The following is a 19,193-nucleotide window of genomic DNA, read 5'->3' on the forward strand; positions in this document are numbered from 1 at the left end:
CTCGGTTGGCTTCTCCGGAGTGCCAACACTCTTCATATGCTAGAGGAGGCAGCAACGCGAGCTGCCGCAGCTAAGGGTGCAGACCGTAATTCTCGCAACGTTGCAGTACTAGGATTTGCATGTGGAGTGGACTCATTGAAAAGCCGCTTTGCGCCCAGCTTTAAAGCACAACTTGAGTGGTCTACTGGTAGACCAAACATTTCAACTGTGGGCGAACCGTCCGGAGTTGTCGCGGACCCTCTCAGTTTTACCGGGATTATTGTCGGTGTGGACGGTATTCTTAACGAAGTGGAGCGTCACCAGATAGCAAACTGGTCTCGCTCAGTTTGGACGGATTCCAACGTATTGTTCTCGGATGGGGGATGGAGGCGAGGCTTGCTTGAGACGCTTGGATTTCGACTAACTATCTTGGACGTAGTCGGCAACAATTCAAATCACCCCGAGTGGCTTACCGCAGCGTTGATCCGTCGAGGATGGAGTCTACCTTTCGAAAAGTCCGCCACAGAAGTATTGGATCGGGCGTTAGAGGAATCGACTAGAGTTGCAGATGCCTTCGAAGCCGGGCTACGAGTAGCCGCAATTGAATGGGCCGTCTCACGCTACGAGCGTCCGATTACCCTTGTCCTGTCGGGCGGAGGGCTTCGGGCAACACTATTCCAACTTGGGGTAGTGGCATATTTGGTTCACATGAATGACCTTGGAAGGGTCGGTGGCTTGGTGTCGGTTTCAGGAGGTAGCATACTTGCCGCGCACTTAGCCTCTCGATGGAGGGACGCAATAGAAAGCCTGCAGTCGTTCGTCACGGTGGCGGCTGATCTTGTGCGCTTCGCGCGTTCCGACATACGTCACAATATAGTTGTCCCTTGGATTTGGTCGCGCCTAAATCCCCTGGCATGGTTTCGAGAATCAGCGTCACTTAGCGGCAGGTTGCGTTCTGCATTTAACGTGCATTTTTCGAAAACTCGATTGGGCGATTTGAACCAGCCTGGATTCCCACAAGTCGCTTTCGTGGCAACGGATGCCGTAAGGCTTGAGCGCATTGCATTCACAGCAGGTAAAGTCGCGAGATTTCCAGTTTCCCCGGACGCCATAGAAAGTGGACACACTACACACATAGTAGCCGACAGCACAGGAGTACCTCTATCGCTTGCAGTCGCAACTTCTGCTTGTTTTCCGCCTGTTTTCCCTAGGATGAAGCTCACTCATCGCGACTTTGGACTTCGCTATGATGAGTTCAAGGATGAACTTTCACTCAACGATGGGGGCGTTATCGGAAATCTTGGTATTGAGGTGTTGCTAAGCCTTCGCGATGCGGGATGGAGCCTTGCCGACGAAGTCTTGGTCGTCGATGCAGAACGCCCACAAGGCAAAAAGCCGGGAACAGGGCCGGCAACAGACGTGGGCGCTCAAGGAGCTGCGCTTAGTCGGGCAGCAGTGGACCTCGCCAAACAGCGACTGGGAGCGGACTTGCGTATCATCAGCTTTTCGAAACGACAGCCTACTCCACCGGAGTTGGCGTTTACTACACAGACGCCACTTGCTTCGTTTCGAACTGATTTGGATGCCCCAAATTGGCGAGAATGCCAAGCTCTAATGCTTCACGGCTTTGCGGCAGCTACTGTAGCTCTCGGCAAGCCAGTCGAACACACTGAAACCGCCAAAGCAGGAGAAAAGATTGTATCGTCCATACTAGAAGGTGCAGGTGCCCCCCAATTGCATGGCACACCCACGGACATTGACCTTGAGAAGTCGCAGCAGCGGCCGATGGCCCGGGTGATAATTCATGGACTATTGGTGCTCTGCATCGCCATCGTCGTGTGTTTTTTGGTGTATCGCATCTACGTTAAAACACTTTGGTAAACTTGATGATGTTCCGACAAATTTGGAAGGCGTGTTACGTTATCACCATGAAAAACGTTCCACACCCAAGGAGTTGCCACGAGCGGTGGGACAGCAGTTAGATATTATCGTTGAGAAAATAGAAGCAGAAGGCAGATCCAAGAGTTATCACGATGCACTTGCACTCATAGCCGCATCCTATTAACTAGATGGTGACTTGTTGCAGAACTTTCTTGAGCAGCGCGCAAACGTGGTCGGCAACGATTCTAAGATTCCGATGAATCAAAGAGTTTCTGCGCTCAGGGCGGCGGGACTAGAAACAGTTCCAATGCCATCGAACTGGCCTCAGCGTAGAAATTTCGACTCAGAATACGCGCATCTTATCGAACATCCTTAAACATTGGCCCAACCTCTATCACCCGCTGGATCCAGCCTCCACGCATCGAATCAAGGAGGGTCAGGTGTCCGACTTCGGCATGAACTCCGACCCCACCCCTGACTTTGGCGGGCGGGTCATTCCGGTCGCCGACTTCAAAAAGGAAGTTCAGGCACTGCTGCCAAAGCAAAAATAGGCGAGACAGAGGAAGGGAGGCCATGCCAGCAGCAGGCGAGGAGATGAGCCGGTGCCAACGCACACCTCTCCCCTCCCCGCCCCAACCCTCTGCGGCTGATGGAGCCCCCTGAGAAGCCCGGGGAGCGCCCGCATCCTGCGGGCTGTTCGCGGCATCTTGCCGCGAACGTCAGTCAGTTCGCGACGTCGCATCCAAATGACGTGGAGGTGTTGAAGGCGATGGGGAAGAAGCGGATGCTGTCGGCCTTCCCACCTGATCATCTGCTGCGGCAGTACCCAACGTTAACTCGCTTAGGGCTCGTCCAACGTTGGGCTGTGTTAGAGATCCCCGCTGGGGATCAGCTTCCGATGGAGGCGGGCACCTCCAGGTGGTTCCTGGGCGGCCACCCCAAATGCGTGGCAGACGCTGCAGCCAGTGCCTCCTCACGTCGACAACTACAGGGGCGCTGGGAAGATTGGCGATCAAACACCAGTGGGTGGGAGGAGAGGCGTGAGCTATCGGCGCGCGTGCGGATACCGTAGCTGTTTGAGAATGCCTTCTGCCATGGGGCCAACAACACCGGTCGTAGTTGTCGACGTGAGGAGGCACTAACTTCCCGGTCTGCGATGTTTCCTCGTGGAGATCAGCCAAGAGCCCAAGGGCTACTCCTTGACCGCGAGGCGAAGCAGCATCTTCCCCCCAGACATCCCCTTCCCCTTCCTCTTAAGGAGCACAAGACATGGCTGCTGGCCCTACCCCGCACCCCCTGTCCCCCGCCCCAGCCGGGACTTCAGGGCGATCATGCGGCCGAGGGTCTCGGTGATCGGGAGGGACGCGGGCGGCTCCAGGGCGGCACCGATGCGGGCGAGTTCGAGGTTCAGGTAGTCGATCTCCGTCTCCCGGTTCTCCCGCAGGTCCTGCAGCGTCGAGATGGCCTGGGTGGAGTTGGCGCTGATCTTCAGCACCCGCTCCATGAGGGCCTCGACCTCCACGGGGATGCCCAGACGGTTCGCCAGGGTGACGCCCTCGGTGACGATCTTGCGCGCCAGGTCTCGGGCCTCTTCGTTCTTTGAGAACAGGCTGTTGTCCACCTCCAGCAACGGGCAGACGGCGTTGAACACACAGTTGATAATGGTCTTCGTCCAGGCCTCGCGCTGGATGTCCGCCTCCGCCCGCAAAGGGAAGCCGACCGTATGAAGCGCGGCCAGACAGGCCTGCAGCCGCTCCTCCGTGCCGGTGACGACTCCCACCGGCGAGGGCGTGACGGCGCGGAAGCGGAAGCCCTTTTTCAGATCGCCTTCGCTCACGACATACAACACGGACCGGTAAATCTCCTGAAACCCGGCCTCTACAAACGGGCGCTCCACGCCCAGCCCATTCTGCATGATGACCACCGGCCCGCTCACCAGCGGAGCCAGCCGCCGGGCCAGGGCCGCATTGGCATGCGCCTTGGTGGCAATGACCACCGGCCCCTTGATCTCCCCCAACCGACCGATGCCAACCGTCTGAAGGGGCAGGTCCAGCGCCCGGTCAGCCACCGTGACGGGGACGGTCACCGTCTGCTCTGGCGCGTCTTCCTCACTGGCGCGGACGCCGATCACTGGCCGCCCCGCGGCAGCGAGACAAGCCATCAAAGGCACCCCGACGGCGCCGCATCCAATCACGTAAACAGGTTCCATAGGTTGTAGCAGGAAGGTTCGAGGGAGGTCAGACCCTTTTCCCTACGCTAGAATTGGTGTGCTGGACGCCTGGGGTAATTCCCGGGCTGGGCGCTGCCCATGAGTGTCATTTCCGTGAACCCCAGAGAGCCGGGACGGCTCTTCTACCTTGCCCGGCGCAACGCCTGCCGGGAGGCTCAAAGTAGTGGTAGGCTTTAGCCTGCCTTTTCCAGCGAAGGAGGAAATGGGCAATCGGGATAGAATGCGATGACTGTCTGCAACGCCCTCGGTTTCTCGACTGAGCCGCCTAAAGACGGTACTCCAACCCTGCCGACGGTCATCTAAGATCATTTGGAGGTTGGGGGCCCATGCGACGTCAGGTGAGCGGAGGGGACTGGCGATCAAGGGACGTTTGGTGCGTGAGCCGGTTGGCACAACCGGACTACGCCTATAGCGATCTCTTGTGCGAGAGCTCAGGTCTTGTGTCTGGTGTCTTCTAGTCTGGCGTCTCATCAAACCCTTTGTGCCTTCGTGCCTTTGTGTGAGAACTCTCAGGTTTTGCGACGTAGATGTTTGCGTCCCGCGAATGCCATGCCCTGAAATGAAACGCTACGCCCTGCCCCTTGCCCTGTTTGGATTCTGCACCGCCGCGCTCATGGCCCAGGAGTCCCCGCGCGACGCGACTTTCCGAACTGCGATCGATGCCCTGTACCCGAAGCTGGTGGAGACCCGCCGGGACATTCACGCGCATCCGGAGCTTTCCAACGAGGAGGAACGCACCGCGGCGCTGGTGGCGGAGCGGCTGCGCACACTCGGCCTTCAGGTGAAAACCGGGGTGGCCAAGCACGGGGTGGTCGGCCTGCTGGACAGCGGCAAGCCCGGCCCCTGTGTGGCGATCCGCGCCGACATGGACGCGCTGCCCATCAAAGAACTGCGGGCCACGCCCTACCGTTCGCAAAATCCCGGCGTCATGCACGCCTGCGGCCACGATGTCCACACGACGGTCGGCCTGGGGGTCGCGGAGCTGCTCGCCAAGCACCGCGACCAGTGGCGCGGCAGCGTGAAGTTTCTCTTCCAGCCTGCGGAGGAAGGCATGCCCCCCACCTACAAGGGCGATTGGGGTGCGAAACTCATGATCGCTGAAGGGGCGATGGACAACCCGCGGCCCGCAGCCGTGTTTGGCCTGCACTGCCGCCCGACCATCACGCGCACGGACGGCCGTGGCGAAGATCCGCACTATCTGCGCGCTGGTCAGGTCGCCTACGCTATCGGGCCGGACAGCGCCAACAGCGACAGTTTCGTGGTCACCATCCGCGGGGTGATGGCGCACGGATCCGCACCCCAACGCGGCGTGGACGCCATCGTGGTCGCCGCCGAGGCGATCACCGCGCTGCAAACCATCCGCAGCCGCCAGACGGACACGCGCCAGCCGCTCGTGCTCAGCGTCGGAGTCATCCAGGGCGGTCAGCGCCAGAACATCCTGGCGGATGAGGTCACGTTCGGCGGCACCGTCCGCACCTATGACGCCGCCTTCCCCGACACGGTGCTTGAGAAAATGCACCGCACGCTCAAGGGCATCACCGAGGCCAATGGCGCGACCTACACGATGGAGTATCGCAAAGGGTACCCGAGCGTGATCAACCACAAGGAGCTGACCAACGCCACGCTGCCCAGTTTCCGCCGCCTGCTCGGCCCGGACAACGTCCTGGAAATGGTCCCCGGCATGGGCGGCGAGGATTTTTCGTACTTCGCCCAAGTCGTCCCCGGCTTCTACTTCCGCCTGGGGGTCAGCAATCCGGACAAGGAAATCACCGGAGAAATCCACACGCCCGCGTTCGATGTCGATGAAGCGTGCCTGAAGACCGGTGTCGCGGTCATGGCCGCTGCGGCGTGCGATTTTTTGGATCGCAATTGAGGCCAGGCCTCGGGGCAGCTTGAGGTCGGGACTGTAGAAGAACCGTCTCGGTTCTTGTTCCTCGAACCACCCAACGTGCGCCATGCAAGAGCCGGGACGTCTCTTCTACCTTGCTCTGTGGCGACGCCTGCCGTGAAGCTTAAAGGAGGCGGGGGTTGTAGCCCTGCCCGCTGCGCGGGAGACTCCAGACTAGAAGACACAAGACACAAGACCTGAGCTCTCGCACAAGAGGTCGCCACAGGCGTAGTCCGGTTGTGCCAACCGGCTCACCAGCCAAACGTCCCACGATCATCTCCCCGCTCCGCCCACTCCACATACGCGGGGCTGGGAACCCCCGCCTCCTTTACTGATTGCGGCGTTCTCAATGTGGAAGAACCGTCTCGGTTCTTGTTCTTCGAACCACCCAGCGCACCCAAGAGCCGGGACGGCTCTTCTACCTTGCCCCAGAGCGACGCCTGCGGGGAAGCTTAAAGGAGTGTTAGGCTTTAGCCTGCTTTTTCGAGCGAAGGGGGAAATGGACAATCGAGCTTGATTGCCAGACCGTCTGCAACGCCCTCAGTTTATCGACTGAGCCGTCCCGCAACGCGCGGACGGTACTCCAACCCTGCCGGCGGATGTTTAGGATAAATTGGAGGTTGGGGGCCGATGAGACGTCACATACGCGGGGCTAGGAACCCCCGCCTCCTTTAAGCTTCCCCACCCTTTGTGCCTTCGTGCCTTTGTGTGAGGAAACTCAGGTCTGGCAGTCTGGCGCCTTCTTCACTACAGGTCCCACTATGGTGTGATCTCCCTCCCCTTGTGCTCCCACCCAGTCCAGACAAGCATTCCCTCACCATGCGAATCACAAGCCGCTTTCAATCCGTGCGCCACACGGCACTCCCTCTCTGTCTCGCCCTGATGGCCGCCAGCGCAGGGGCCGCGGATCCAGTGCCCCCAACTCCCGCCACGCTCTCCCCCAATCAACTGACTCTCGCGACGGGCAATCCCTCCCTGGCGCTCATGTCGAGCAGCCCTGTTCAGCTCCCCGTCTGGTCGTTATCCGGAGGCACGGTGGGGCAGTCGGTGGCCGGGCTGGTGACAGGGCTGCCCAGCGATTGCGCGGCGGTGAAGGTGGAGGTGGTGGTGACCCAGACGGATGCCTCCACGAGCCCGGCGTTTGAGGACGTTTACCGGGTGCATCTCTCCCAGATGATCGGAGACGGCCCGTTCACGGCCCGCTACAAGCTGGGCACGCCGGTGCGGACCACGTTGCCCGCGGGACCGTTCCACACCCGCACCATCGTACTGGAGTCCTACTACGAGCTGGTGCCGGGCGCGCCGCTCTGGGTACGCCTGCAGCGGGAGCCTGGCGATCCGGCAGACACATTTACCCACCCGGCCGGTCTGGCCTTGGTGAAGGTGACGCCGGTGCAGGTGCCCAAGAAGGCGCACGTCGTGGAGGACGTGAAGGGCTACAACTCCTGGCCGATGCTGCAGGCCATCGGCGACAAGCTCGTGTGCGTGTACACCCGGGGCTCCGGGCACACGATCGGCGAAGACGCCCGCGCCACCTATGCGCGCACCTCCACGGATGGAGGCAAGACCTGGACGCAGGAAACAACGGTGGCCAATTCACCGGGGTACGGCGATGTCCCCGTGGGGAAAGGGCTGGATGCCAACGGGGCGATGCTCCTCTGGGTGCGCCGCGTGGGGAAAGAGCGCATCCACGATCTGTACCGCAGCACGGACGGGGTGACCTTTACCCTGCTGGCGACGCCCCAGCTGGCGGTGTCTCCCATGCAGATCACCGACGTCTTTGCCGTGCCGCAGGTCGGGCTGATGGCCCTGTGGTTCGCAGGAAACTACACGGACGAACCCACCAACTCCTGGGGCATCGTGACCAGCAGCGACAACGGCACCACCTGGACCCAGACCACCGTGGAATCCGAGCTACCCAAAGCAGAGTGGCCCACCGAGCCCTCCGCCGTGTACCTGGGCGACGGCAAGATCCTGGTCATCGCCCGCACAGAGTCAGGAGTTCTGACCACGGACCGAGCCCAGTTCCAGATCGTATCCACCGACAACGGCGCGAACTGGAAGCGCTCGCGCACAAACATCGGCGACATAACCGGCTCCACCCCGAGCTTGATCCTCGATGCCAAGACGGGCCTGCTGAGCAACTACCACTACCACCGCGGTCACGGCATCGTGCGGCGTCGGGTGGTGGATCCGGACACCATTTTCAACGCCCCGCTCAAATGGCCCGCGTCAGAAGCCATCGCCACCGGGAGCGCGGTCACGTGGGATGCAGGCAATGCGAACGCCACCGTGATCGGCGACACCCACTACGTGTCCTTCTACTCCGGCAAGGCACCAAACACGACTGTGCTGGTGGCCGAGGTGCAGGCGCCGGGGGTGGTGGAGAAGGAGGGATCGCGGAAATAGAGGCGATGGAGTGCTGGAAGAAATGCTCCCAAGCCACTTGGGTTGTAGGGCGACCGCTCCGGCTGCCTCGCCCCGCCCCTGATGAGTCATTCTCACACAAAGGCACGAAGGCACAAAGGACGGCTCAGTCACACGAGGCGGGGGTTCCTAGCCCTGCCCGCTGCGCGGGAGACGCCAGACTAGAAGACACAAGACTCAAGACCTGAGCTCTCGCACGAGAGGTCGCCACAGGCGTAGTCCGGTTGTCCCAACCGGCTCACCATCCAAACGTCCCTCGATCCTCGCCCCGCTCCGCACACCCCACACACCGCAAGGCAGGCCCCCCCGGCTCCTTTATGCTGCCAGCCTTGATCAACCGTCCCAGTACTTGATCCCCGCACCATCCAGCGCCCCAAGAGCCGGGACGGCTCTTCTACCTTTCCCAAAACAACGCCTGCCGGAAGAAAGTAGTGCTGGGCTTTAGCCTGGCTCATCGCACGTCTCCCGTCTTCCGCCGCCAGGCTAAAGCCCGGCACTACTTTGCGCTCAACAGCCTCGAACAACCATCCCGCTGCTTGTTCCTCAAATCCCCCAGCGCCCCCAAGAGCCGAGACGGCTCTTCTACATTGCTCTGCGGCACCGCCTGCCGGATAAAGTACCGTTAGCCTCGCACATGTCATTGCCGCCAACACCCCACCCCAGCCCGCCGCGCCAACGGCGTGCGGCCGGGATGGCCATGGCCTGGGGCCTTTGCGTGGCCTTGAGCGGCCTCATCCTCCCCTCCGCCCACGCTGCCGAGGCCCCGCTCACCACGGCGGTGGAGGTGCGTTCCTTGCGCGAGGAGGAGGCGGCCAAGAAGCTGCCGGTGGAACTCCGCGGGACGGTCGTCTTCATCGAGGGGCCAAACGGGGCCATCGTGATCCAGGACAGCACGGCGGGCACCTATTTCCGCGGTCAGAACGAGACCTCCCTCCAGCCGGGCGATGAGGTCCAGGTCAAAGGGGTCACCACCCCGGGGACGTACCTGCCGGGCATCGAGCAGGCGAGCTATGTGAAGCTGGGGCATCGGGAGCTGCCCCCGGCTCTGCCGACAACTTATGCGGACATCCTCTCGGGGCGCTACTTCTTCCAACGCATCGCGGTGGAGGGCATCGTGCATGCGGTGGTGCCCACGAGCGATGAATCACGCTCCATCCTGACCCTGGCCCTTGGGCAGGATCTGCTGGAGGTGCGCATCTGCGCGCCGCCACAGGAAGGCAGACTGCTCACAGACAGCCGCGTCCGTATCGAGGGCCTGGCCGCAGGCGGCGTGAACCAGCGTCGGCAGTTGGTGCAAGCCATCGCCTGGGTGCATGACTGGAGCGGTCTGCAGGTGATCAAGCCCGCGCCTCCAGAGAACGAGATGCCGCTGATCTCCGGCAGCAAGTTGCTGGCGTTCGATGCGCTCGGCCAGGACAGGCATCGCGTGCGCATCGCAGGCACGGTCATCGCTGCTTTTCCGGATGGAGAGATCTTTGTGCGGGATGATGCGACCGCATTGCGGATGCAGATGCTCAAGCATCTGCCCCTGCCCCTGGGCACGCGGGTGGAGGTCATCGGCTTCCCCAAGATGCAGCGTTTCAGCGCCTCTCTGGTGCATGCGCAGGTGCTGCGGCAAGAGCCCGGCCCGGTGCCTGCCGCGATCGCCGTGAGCCTGGCGGACCTCATCAAGGGAAAGCATGACAACGATCTCGTCACCGTGACGGCCGACCTCACGAGCAGCTTCCAAACCGAAGACGGTCACGTGCTGGTGCTCCAGGAAGGGGGTCGCTCGCTCCGCGTGCAGATGCCCGCAGATGGCCGTCAATTGCCCGCCGGTGCCCGCGTGCAGGTGACGGGCATTTGCCTGGTGGACTCCAACACTGCCTCTGGCACGACCTCCACGCCACGCAGTGCGCATCTGCGCGCCCGCTCGGCCAGCGATGTCGCGGTGCTCAGCGCCCCGCCGTGGTGGACCGCGCGGCGACTCGCACTGGCCGTAGGCCTGCTGCTGCTGGCGATGGCCCTCTGCGCCCTGTGGATTGCCTTCCTGCGCCGCCAGGTGCGTCGCCAGACCCAGGCGCTCCGCCGCCAGATCCAGCACGAGGCCACGCTGGAGGAGCGCCAGCGGATCGCGCGTGAGTTTCATGATACCCTGGAGCAGGGGCTCACCGGGCTGGCGTTGCGGCTGGATGCCGTGAAGGCGCGGGGTGCCGATGAGAAAAGCGGCCGCCTGCTGCAGGCCTCGCGTCGGCTCGTCTCCCAGATCCATGAGGAAACCCGCAGCCTGGTCTCCGAGCTGCGCCAGCCCTCTCATGAGGCGCTGGACCTCAAGACCGAGCTGGCCAAGATCGCAGAAGAGCACACCAACGACTGCGGCCCCGCTGTGGAGTTCCAGGCAGACTCCCCGCTGCCCGCGCTGCCTTCGCACATCGTGCACCACCTGAAGATGATCGCCCGCGAGGCCGTGACCAATGCGCTGAAACATGCCCAGGCATTGCATGTGGTAATGCGGGTGCATATGCAGTCGCAATGCCTGCGCATTGCCGTGGCAGATGACGGGCAGGGCTTTGACTTCGAGGCGCGGCATCACGGCCAGGCGGGCCGATTCGGCTGCATCGGCATCGAGGAGCGCTGCGAGAAGCTGAACGCGACCGCTCACTGGCGCACCGCCCCGGGCCAGGGCACCGTCTTGGAAATAACTTTGCCCCTGAACACCGCCGCTTGAGGCCCCTCATATGACGACCCCGCTGACCCTCCTCATCGTCGATGACCACTTCGTCGTCCGCAGCGGCCTCGTGGCCGCGCTGGAGATCGAAGACGACATCGAGATCATCGGCGAGGCCAAGCGCGGTGATCAGGCACTGGAGGCCTACCAACGCCTGCGGCCGAGTGTCGTGCTCATGGACCTGCAACTCCCCGGCCTGAGCGGCGTGCAGGCCACGGCGGCGATCTGTGCGCACGACCCCGAGGCGCGCATCCTGGTGTTCTCCACCTTCTCCCATGAGGACGAGATCCTCGCTGCGCTGAACGCTGGGGCGGCCGGGTATGTGCAAAAATCCTCCACCCGCGAGGAGCTGCTGGACGCCCTGCGCCGCGTGGCCGCAGGCGGCACCTCCCTGCCCCCAGAGCTGGCCCAGCGCCTGGAGAGCCAGCGCATTCGCCTCACCGTCACCCCGCGCGAGCGTGAGGTCCTGGAACTCATCGCCAGCGGCCAATCCAACAAACGGATCGCCGCCGCCACCGGCATCACGGAGGACACCGTGAAACGCCACGTGACCCACATCCTGGAGAAGCTCGGCGTGAACGACCGCGCCCAAGCCACGGCTGAGGCGATCCGTCGCGGGATTATCCGGGTGTGATGAGTGGGGATTGTAGAAGAACCGTCTCGGTTCTTGTTCGTCGAATCACCCAGCGCTGCCAAGAGCCGGGACGGCTCTTCTACCTTGCCCAGGGCGACACCAGCCGGGAAGCCTAAAAGAGGCGGGGGTTGCTGGTGTTACGCCCTATAACCTTAGATGAAGTCTTGAGTTATTCGACTGAGCCGCCTAAAGGCGGTACTCCAACCCTGCCGGCGGACGTTTAGGATAACTTGGTCATCCAAGGCCGATGCCACCAAAGTAGTGCTGGGCTTTAGCCTGGCAATCGCACGTCTCCCGTCAATCGCCGCCAGGCTAAAGCCTAGCACTACTTTAAGCTTCCCCCCTTTGTGCCTTCGTGCCTTTGTGTGAGAATTCTCAGGTCTGGCGTCTGATGTCTGGCAGTCTGGTGTCTCCCGCGCAGCGGGCGGCCTCAACTCCAGTTCTGCAGTTCCAGAATGTTCCCCTCGGGATCTTTGGCATACACGACGGTCAGCGTACCCACGCCGGAGACCACGGTGCGGACCACTTCGCCGATGGCGCCGCCGCCTGCGTCTTGCACCGCCTGGAGAGCTGCTGGCACATCCTCCACCAGGAAGGCCAGGTGGCCGAAGCCGCGCTCGTTCACGACGGGCTCGGGGCGCTCCAGCATCTGGTCGTAGTTGAAGATCTCCAGCGTTGGCCCATCGGGGCCGTGGCCTGGCAGCGTGAGGTGCATGCCGGTCAGGTGGGCGTTGTCCAGAGCCGTGAGACTGTCGAGCCACGCGCCGGAGAGATCACGCTCTGGCGGCTTGGGGACGCAGCCAAAGACATCTTGATAAAAAGCCGCCAACCGACGCCAGTCGCGCGCGGTGAGATTCGTGTGAACGTACTTGGAGCGGATCGCCATGACGGAGATGTAGCACAGATCTCGCACCAGGAAATAGGGCGCTACTGGAGACTGGAGAAGAACCGTCTCGGTTCTTGTTCCCCGACTCACCCAATGCACCCAAGAGCCGGGACGGCTCTTCTACCTTCCCGCCCCCAATGTGCGACAGGAGCTTCCTCACCCTTTGTGCCTTCGTGCCTTTGTGTGAGAACTCTCTGGTCCCTGCCCCCAATCTCAAGTCTCATCCAAGCGCCTTCCTCAGTTCCCCCGTTATTTCCTCCGATTCAGCCTCTTCGGCCAACGGCAACTTCAACAGCCGCGTCATCTGCTGGCAATCATTCTCATACTGCTGACGGGCGACCTCGTATCTCGTGCGGGTCTTGGTGACGACCAGGGTCTGGGGCGTGCCCTTGCGTTCGGTCACGTGGACCATGTCCAACCGCTGCGCCTCAATGGCCCGCTCGATCTGGGACCGGATGTCCTGACGCGCCTTGAACCGGTGAGTGGTAGACTCTGGGTCGCGGGCAAAGACCTGCAATTCCTTCAGATGGGTGAACTTATCCGCACCGGTTATCTTGTCCGATTGCGCCCAATCCTTGGGCTCAGCGGGCGGGGATCCGCTGCGGCGCAACAACGCCGAGGCAAACTGCCGCCAGAGGTGCGAGACCACGACATCGCCTGCCGTCTCGCGCTTCGACAACTGCTCCAGACAAGGCAGGAGCAGGCTGTCTGGCTTGAAGGCCTTGGGGTTGCTGGTGATGGCATTGACGAATCGGCAGGCTGGCCCGCTCCCCACCGCAACACTGGCGGCGGAGAGAAACTCTGCCAGCAGCGTCGGAGTCAGCTTCAGATGAGACCTGCCCTGAGCGCGATACGCCTGCTGGGCTGCACGCAACTCGGCAAACTGCCGGTCGAAAGCGTAGGCGCTGAGGAGCGGGGAGGGTTTGGCGGGAGCCGCATCCTCGGGTTCGGCGGACTTCGTCAATGCGGCCAGGGCCACCTCAAGAAGCTCCGCCTGGGCCGGGAGCACCCGCGCCAGTTCCAGCCAGAGTTGCAGCAGATCCGCGAAGCGTTCTGCTCGATCGTCCGCAAACAAAGGCCGCAGCACAGACTGCATCTGCTCCAGGCTCAAGACACCGACACAGGCGATGAGCACCGGGTTCAAACTGGAGTCATAGCCCTTGTTCAAAGGGATCTTTTGCACCGCGATCCAGAGCACCTCCCGGTCTGCCAGCCGCACCAGTTGCTGGAGCAGGGCTGCAAGCCGGGACGCCTGAGCGTCATGATCCTGCCAGGAGGCGAGCAGCTTCGCGGCAAACTCCCCCGCCGCTTTCCAGGCCACCGCCACCGCCTCACTGGTGGAAGCCTGTACGGCATCCACCAGCTTCTCTAAACGCACCAGGGCGCCGTCTATACCGCTGGAGATGCATATGTCATCGAACCGGCTCTCCGGCCAGATGACCAGCGCAGCGCGCAAGTACGTGCGCTCAAAGGACATGCCCGCGTTGCCAGTGGCTTCGGTGAAATGGACATCATCCGACTCCTCCCCATCCAGGAACCCCGTGGGGAGTATTTCCTCGTTCTTCAGGGGAACCTCGCCAAAGGCCACCGACGTGTCCTCAGGGTCCCGCCATTGGTCAATGTAATAGTCGCCATTATCAACCTCGCCCACCTCGTAGTTGGATTCGTCGTCGCCCCCGTCATCGTAGTCGTAACGGCTGTCAAAGCTCTGGTTGAAGTCAGCCTGACCGTACTCCTCGATGTGGACCATGCCCACGTAGATGGCACACCCGGCCTGCGCCGCTGCCGCATGCAGCACACTGGCTCGGGCGGCATCGCTGTTCTTCAAGCCCGCCCAGGAGATGGCCGCCTGGGTGTAATGATGCTCCAGCAGGTACACCAGCTTCTGAGGGGCCGCACCAGAGGCTCCCCAGTCGCGCAGCACTCTGGCCACGGCCTGCACTGCGGATTGATTGTCCGGGGCCATCACAGAGGCTCCGCTGGCGGTGGCGATCAAGTTATAGACCAAACAGACCCGGTACCCCTTGGTCACCGGGCGCACCTCATGTTCGCAGTCCGCGTAGAAGGCGGCATACCGCACCTCCCCGGGCTCGTCCCCGCAGAGACTCAGCACCGTCTCCTGCTCCCGATGACGGATCACCAGATCACCGCCTTCATGGCTGGCAGGAAGCGTCACCACCAGGGTGCCGAACATGCCGGGTGATTTCTCGGTATCGCGGTGCGGGGCAAAATGGCCGCCCTCATCGTACACGAGCATCTTGTACAGCTCTGCCACCACGCTGCCCTCCTCGCACCCCAGGCCCTCCGCCACATCGCCCACCAGTTCCTTGAAGGAGCGTTCCCACCCCTTCCCTGTAATCTCTAACCGCTCGGGCGAGATCTGCCAGACCTTGCGCACCTTCTCATCCACCAGCGTCTCGGCTCCACGCCCATAGGGGGCCTTTTCCGCCGCCACCTCGATCACCCGGCGGGACTGGTCCGCAGGAATGGGGAACGACAGTACCCCCACGCCTTCCACGACGATCTTCGGCATCGGCGTCTCATGCGTGCCGGAGCAGCAGTAGTCCCCAGAACGCTTCACGGCGTCCAAGATCTTTTCCAGCGACACGAGGGAGCGGTTGTAGGTAAGTTGGAAGCCCTGGCGAGACATACGTGAGTCTGGCGAAACTATCTAGCCAGGGGCGAAGGTCAAAGGGCACCTGACCTCCCTCTTCTCACTGGCTCCCTGTCCAGGCAGGGCCTCCCCTTCCCCGTCCTCTCTCTCACTCTCTCGAGAGCCGATCCCTCGGTCTTTTTTATTATAGGCCTTTCTCCTTGGAGGCATTTCTCATTAATGTTGCGGGGGTACTTGAGCATGACTTGCGCCTGCTGTTGTTGGTGCGTTGCTGGAAAGTTGCTGGTGCTTTGCTGGAAAGTTGCTGATTACTTGCTGCACACTTGAGGCTTCATTCTGGAATCTATGGCACGGGGACCGAGTTCTGGGTCCACAGGTTGTAGTCGGCTTTGCGGTAGTCGCCAGTCTTCGAGTACTTCGGGGTGCGGATCTCCTTGATGAGCGCCTCCCGACTTTCGTGGCGGATGCTGTACGCCGTACGCCCGCCGCGCCCGGTGGGTGACTTGGAGATACGCACTCTCAAGAAGAACCGGAGCTCCTCCAATCGATTCAAAGTTCCCTCCAGCATCCAGCGGGTCAGAGGCTGGCAGTGTTCCAGATTCGGCAGCTTGGTCTGACTGCGCGCCAATGCAGAGGTGTAGCCGCAGACTCGGTGCAGGAAGGTGTTGGTGGAAGCCCATGCGAAGGACTTCGCCCCGATGACGGACAACACTGCGCAGAGCACTCGAAACTCCCTCCAGGTCACCCAGCCGCCTGGTGTCCCGTTTCTGGGTTCCTTCCCTTCTTCCCGCAACGCCGTTTCCAACGCATCCCACACCCACGCCGCCTTGATCGTGACCAGGGCAGATTTGGGAAATCCGCGGCAGTGGCCTGAAACCTCGAAGTAACGATCTTTGGCACCTCGCCAATCACCAATCTCTACTTCGGTGAGCAAGGCGCCAGCACAGACATTGCCATACCAAGTGTCGTGGTACATCTCTTCTTCAGTGGGAGGATCAGGGAGCGGATTGGCATCCACCAAATCAGCGTAGGCATCATTGTCGCCTTGCTCTGCCCCAATTCCCGCAGACACCACTGAGTAGTCAATGATCGCAGCCAGGCACTCCGAAGGCAGACTGCCATACGTGAGAGCACTCAGGGGAAAGCGGAAATACGGATCAGTCTTGGCCATCGGTTTGAGAGGAGTTCAGTTCCCCAAACAGCTAGCACCGGCTGGAAAAACCTTCCAGACATATTGTTCATGCGAACAGTCTTTTTCCTACCCGATCCCCGCCCGGAAAACCGCACCTCCCCGGCCCCGCGCCTACGGATTCCACGTAGCCCTTAGCCCGCGTTCAATCTCCGATTAGCCCCAGCTTGCCACTCTTGAGACGCAATCGCATTATCAGTTTGACCTTATGGAGGTCGCCCACGAAGGGGGCCGAGTATGCTTCAAAGATATTGCGTTAAGCAACGACCCGCTCACTCCCGCCCCATTACCCTCGTCGGCTTCCTGGCCACGACCCTGGCCTGCCTGCCCCTCACCGGGGTGGCGGCAGAGCCTGAAACCCCTGCCAAACCGGCTGCCGCGGCAACAGCCCCGGTCAGCAACAACCCGGCCTCTACGACCAATCCCGCCCCCGCCCCTGCCGCTGGCGCGAGTGCTCAGGCTTCCGGCACGGCCCAGGAGCTGGACACCGTCACGGTGACCGCGACGGCGGAGGCCCCGATCACCACCGTGCCCGCCTCGACCTCCACCGGCCTGGCCCTGACCATTCGCGAGACGCCGCAGTCCGTCACCATCGTGGACCGCCAGCGCATCGAGCAGGAAGGCTTCACGAACATCGCCGAGGTGCTGGCTGATACGCCCGGCATCACCGTGGTGAATCTGGACACGGAGCGCACCTCCTACTACGCCCGCGGGTTCCCCATCACCCAGTTCCAGGTGGATGGCATGCCCTACTTCACGGGAGCCAATGAGTCGTGGGGCGCGACGCCCGTGTATGACACCTCCTTCTATGAGAGCATCGACATCCTGCGTGGCTCCAACGGCCTGCTCTCCGGCCCCGGCTACCCCTCGGCCACAATCAATCTCAATCGCAAGCGCCCCGGCCGTGAGTTCGGCGGCTCCATCGCGGCCACCATCGGCACGTGGGAGTACTACCGCGGCGAGGGCGATGTGACCATCCCCATCACCAAGGACGGCAGCGTGCGTTCGCGCTTTGTCGGCTTCTACCAGGAGCGGAATTCTTTCCTCGACCAGTACAGCGAGGAGCAGTTCGGCCTGTACGGCATCATCGAGGCCGACCTGACGGAAGACACCACCTTCAGCCTGGGCTACCAGTACCAGAAGAGCGATCCCCGCGGTGCCTCCTGGGGCGCAGTGCCCTACTGGGCTGCGGATGGCACACCCGCCAATCTCCCCCGCTCCACCAACTGGGCGGCCGACTGGAGCCGCTGGACAAAGGAGACCGGCACGCTCTTCACCATGCTGGAGCACAAGTTCAACGATGACTGGAGCATCCGCGCCGGGTACTCCCACACCGAGGGCAGCACGGACAACGTCATTGGCTACGCCGGCAGCGGCTTCCCTGACCTGACCACCGGCACCGGCATGAGCTGGTGGTTCGCGAACACGTACATGGAAGAAACGCGCGACAACGCCGACCTGCACCTCGCGGGGGCGTTTGACCTCTTTGGCCGCAAACACAAGATCGCCGCCGGCTTCCAGTACAGCCAGTTCGAGGAAACGCCCGTCTGGACCAACTCCTCATCAAGCTATCCCGCCGACATCCCGAATGCCTTCAAGCTGGATCGCAACCCCACCGAGCCCAAGCAGGGCACGCCCAGCGCGGATCGTTATGTGGAGCAGTACGGCGGCTATGCCTCCATCCGCTTCAGCCTGGCCGATCCCCTCTCCCTCATCCTCGGCGCCCGCCTGAGCAACTGGGAGACTTATACGGACAACTATGACGCCAAGGGCAAGCACCTGTACAATGACAACGTGGCCAGTGTGGACGCCGAGTTCACCCCGTACGCGGGCCTGGTATGGGATGTGACGGACACCACCTCCCTCTATGTGAGCTACACGGATATCTTCGAGCCCCAGATGGGCCGCGATATCAACGGGAACATCATCGACCCCATCCGCGGCTCCAACATCGAGGCCGGGGTGAAGGCCGAGTTCTTCGAGAAGCGCCTCATCGCGACCTTCAGCGTGTTTGAGACGGAGCAGGACAACTCCTACATCAGCGACTGGTCCAACCCCTTCCCGGACGGCACCTACCCCTCCATCTCCACCGGCCCCATCACCAGCCAGGGCTTTGAGCTCGAGCTGGCCGGCCGCATCACGGAAGACTGGACGATCAACGCCGGCTACACCCACGTGAGCACGAAGGACGACTTCGGCGCCCGCGCCAACAGCAGCGCCCCCATTGACATGGTGGTGCTCTCCACGAACTACCGCCTGCCCGGCAAGCTGAACAAGCTCTCCCTCGGCGGCGGCATGCGCTGGCAGAGTGATACGAACAACAGCTACTGGGGCAGCGATCCCAGCCTGAACTTCGAGCAGAACGGGTACTTCGTCTTCGACCTGAACGCGCAATACCGCATCACCGACAAGGTCATGCTCAGCGTGGTGGTGAACAACCTCTTCGACAAGACGTACTACCAGAACGTCGGCTTCTACGACGGCGTGTTTTACGGCGAACCGCGGAACGTGCAGGTGTCGTTGAGGTATAATTTCTAGGGGGAAGTGAAAAGTGGTTAGTGAAAAGTTAGACGTTAGACGTTAGACGCTCCTTGGTAGAGTGTCTGCCCCGACATGGCTTCTTGGCTGTGTCGGGGCGTTTTGTTTGGGTTTGGCAAGGCTCTGAACATTGTAGAAGAACCGTCTCGGTTCTTGTTCCTCGATTCCCCCAGCAACCCCAAGAGCCGGGACGGCTCTTCTACCTTCTCCAGCGTGCCGC

General features: G+C 61.9%; 10 protein-coding genes. 6 read left to right on the forward strand and 4 right to left on the reverse strand.

Annotated features, from left to right (window positions below; all coding sequences use genetic code 11):
- The first annotated feature begins 36 nt into the window (after window positions 1-36).
- On the forward strand, window positions 37-1,860 hold the full coding sequence (locus BV106_RS37635; RefSeq protein ID WP_265596093.1) for a patatin-like phospholipase family protein: 1,824 nt from the start codon (window positions 37-39) through the stop codon (window positions 1,858-1,860).
- 1,282 nt (window positions 1,861-3,142) lie between these two features.
- Here the strand turns inward: BV106_RS37635 and BV106_RS26400 are convergent.
- A complete protein-coding gene (locus tag BV106_RS26400; RefSeq protein ID WP_038169732.1) occupies window positions 3,143-4,069 on the reverse strand; it encodes a ketopantoate reductase C-terminal domain-containing protein in 927 nt (308 codons plus the stop codon).
- A 580-nt stretch (window positions 4,070-4,649) separates the two neighbouring features.
- On the opposite strand from BV106_RS26400, the gene BV106_RS26405 reads away from it, so the two are divergent.
- From BV106_RS26405 to BV106_RS26420, 4 genes are all read left to right on the forward strand, one after another.
- Window positions 4,650-5,963, forward strand: a complete 1,314-nt coding sequence (locus tag BV106_RS26405) for an amidohydrolase (RefSeq protein ID WP_038169733.1) — start codon at window positions 4,650-4,652, stop codon at window positions 5,961-5,963.
- An 834-nt stretch (window positions 5,964-6,797) separates the two neighbouring features.
- A complete protein-coding gene (locus BV106_RS26410; protein ID WP_038169734.1) occupies window positions 6,798-8,387 on the forward strand; it encodes a sialidase family protein in 1,590 nt (529 codons plus the stop codon).
- 652 nt (window positions 8,388-9,039) lie between these two features.
- Complete coding sequence (locus BV106_RS26415; protein WP_265596089.1) at window positions 9,040-11,112, forward strand: sensor histidine kinase; 2,073 nt, start codon at window positions 9,040-9,042, stop codon at window positions 11,110-11,112.
- A gap of 10 nt (window positions 11,113-11,122) precedes the next feature.
- Window positions 11,123-11,746 carry a response regulator transcription factor gene (locus BV106_RS26420; protein WP_038169736.1) on the forward strand — a complete coding sequence of 208 codons (624 nt, stop codon included), beginning with the start codon at window positions 11,123-11,125 and terminating at the stop codon, window positions 11,744-11,746.
- Window positions 11,747-12,176: 430 nt separating this feature from the next.
- On the opposite strand, the gene BV106_RS26425 is transcribed toward BV106_RS26420, so the two are convergent.
- The 3 genes from BV106_RS26425 to BV106_RS26435 all read right to left on the reverse strand — a co-directional run bounded on the left by BV106_RS26425 (window position 12,177) and on the right by BV106_RS26435 (window position 16,417).
- Window positions 12,177-12,632, reverse strand: a complete 456-nt coding sequence (locus tag BV106_RS26425) for a VOC family protein (protein WP_038169738.1) — start codon at window positions 12,630-12,632, stop codon at window positions 12,177-12,179.
- 220 nt (window positions 12,633-12,852) lie between these two features.
- On the reverse strand, window positions 12,853-15,282 hold the full coding sequence (locus tag BV106_RS26430; RefSeq protein ID WP_038169739.1) for a 2OG-Fe(II) oxygenase: 2,430 nt from the start codon (window positions 15,280-15,282) through the stop codon (window positions 12,853-12,855).
- 307 nt (window positions 15,283-15,589) lie between these two features.
- Window positions 15,590-16,417, reverse strand: a complete 828-nt coding sequence (locus tag BV106_RS26435) for a hypothetical protein (protein ID WP_038169741.1) — start codon at window positions 16,415-16,417, stop codon at window positions 15,590-15,592.
- Between the two features lie 255 nt (window positions 16,418-16,672).
- Here BV106_RS26435 and BV106_RS26440 point away from each other — a divergent pair, with 255 nt between their 5' ends.
- A complete protein-coding gene (locus BV106_RS26440; RefSeq protein WP_051946360.1) occupies window positions 16,673-18,973 on the forward strand; it encodes a TonB-dependent siderophore receptor in 2,301 nt (766 codons plus the stop codon).
- Window positions 18,974-19,193 lie beyond the last annotated feature (220 nt).

Origin of the sequence: Verrucomicrobium sp. BvORR106, from assembly GCF_000739655.1 — a bacterium.
Classification (GTDB): domain Bacteria; phylum Verrucomicrobiota; class Verrucomicrobiia; order Verrucomicrobiales; family Verrucomicrobiaceae; genus Verrucomicrobium.

Excerpts from the sequence above, each read along its gene's own strand:
- BV106_RS26435 (WP_038169741.1), bottom strand. The coding sequence starts at position 16,417 with ATGGCCAAGACTGATCCGTATTTCCGCTTTCCCCTGAGTGCTCTCACG.
- BV106_RS26415 (WP_265596089.1), top strand. The coding sequence starts at position 9,040 with ATGTCATTGCCGCCAACACCCCACCCCAGCCCGCCGCGCCAACGGCGT.
- BV106_RS26410 (WP_038169734.1), top strand. The coding sequence starts at position 6,798 with ATGCGAATCACAAGCCGCTTTCAATCCGTGCGCCACACGGCACTCCCT.
- BV106_RS26425 (WP_038169738.1), bottom strand. The coding sequence starts at position 12,632 with ATGGCGATCCGCTCCAAGTACGTTCACACGAATCTCACCGCGCGCGAC.
- BV106_RS26430 (WP_038169739.1), bottom strand. The coding sequence starts at position 15,282 with ATGTCTCGCCAGGGCTTCCAACTTACCTACAACCGCTCCCTCGTGTCG.
- BV106_RS37635 (WP_265596093.1), top strand. The coding sequence starts at position 37 with ATGCTAGAGGAGGCAGCAACGCGAGCTGCCGCAGCTAAGGGTGCAGAC.
- BV106_RS26440 (WP_051946360.1), top strand. The coding sequence starts at position 16,673 with ATGCTTCAAAGATATTGCGTTAAGCAACGACCCGCTCACTCCCGCCCC.
- BV106_RS26405 (WP_038169733.1), top strand. The coding sequence starts at position 4,650 with ATGAAACGCTACGCCCTGCCCCTTGCCCTGTTTGGATTCTGCACCGCC.
- BV106_RS26420 (WP_038169736.1), top strand. The coding sequence starts at position 11,123 with ATGACGACCCCGCTGACCCTCCTCATCGTCGATGACCACTTCGTCGTC.
- BV106_RS26400 (WP_038169732.1), bottom strand. The coding sequence starts at position 4,069 with ATGGAACCTGTTTACGTGATTGGATGCGGCGCCGTCGGGGTGCCTTTG.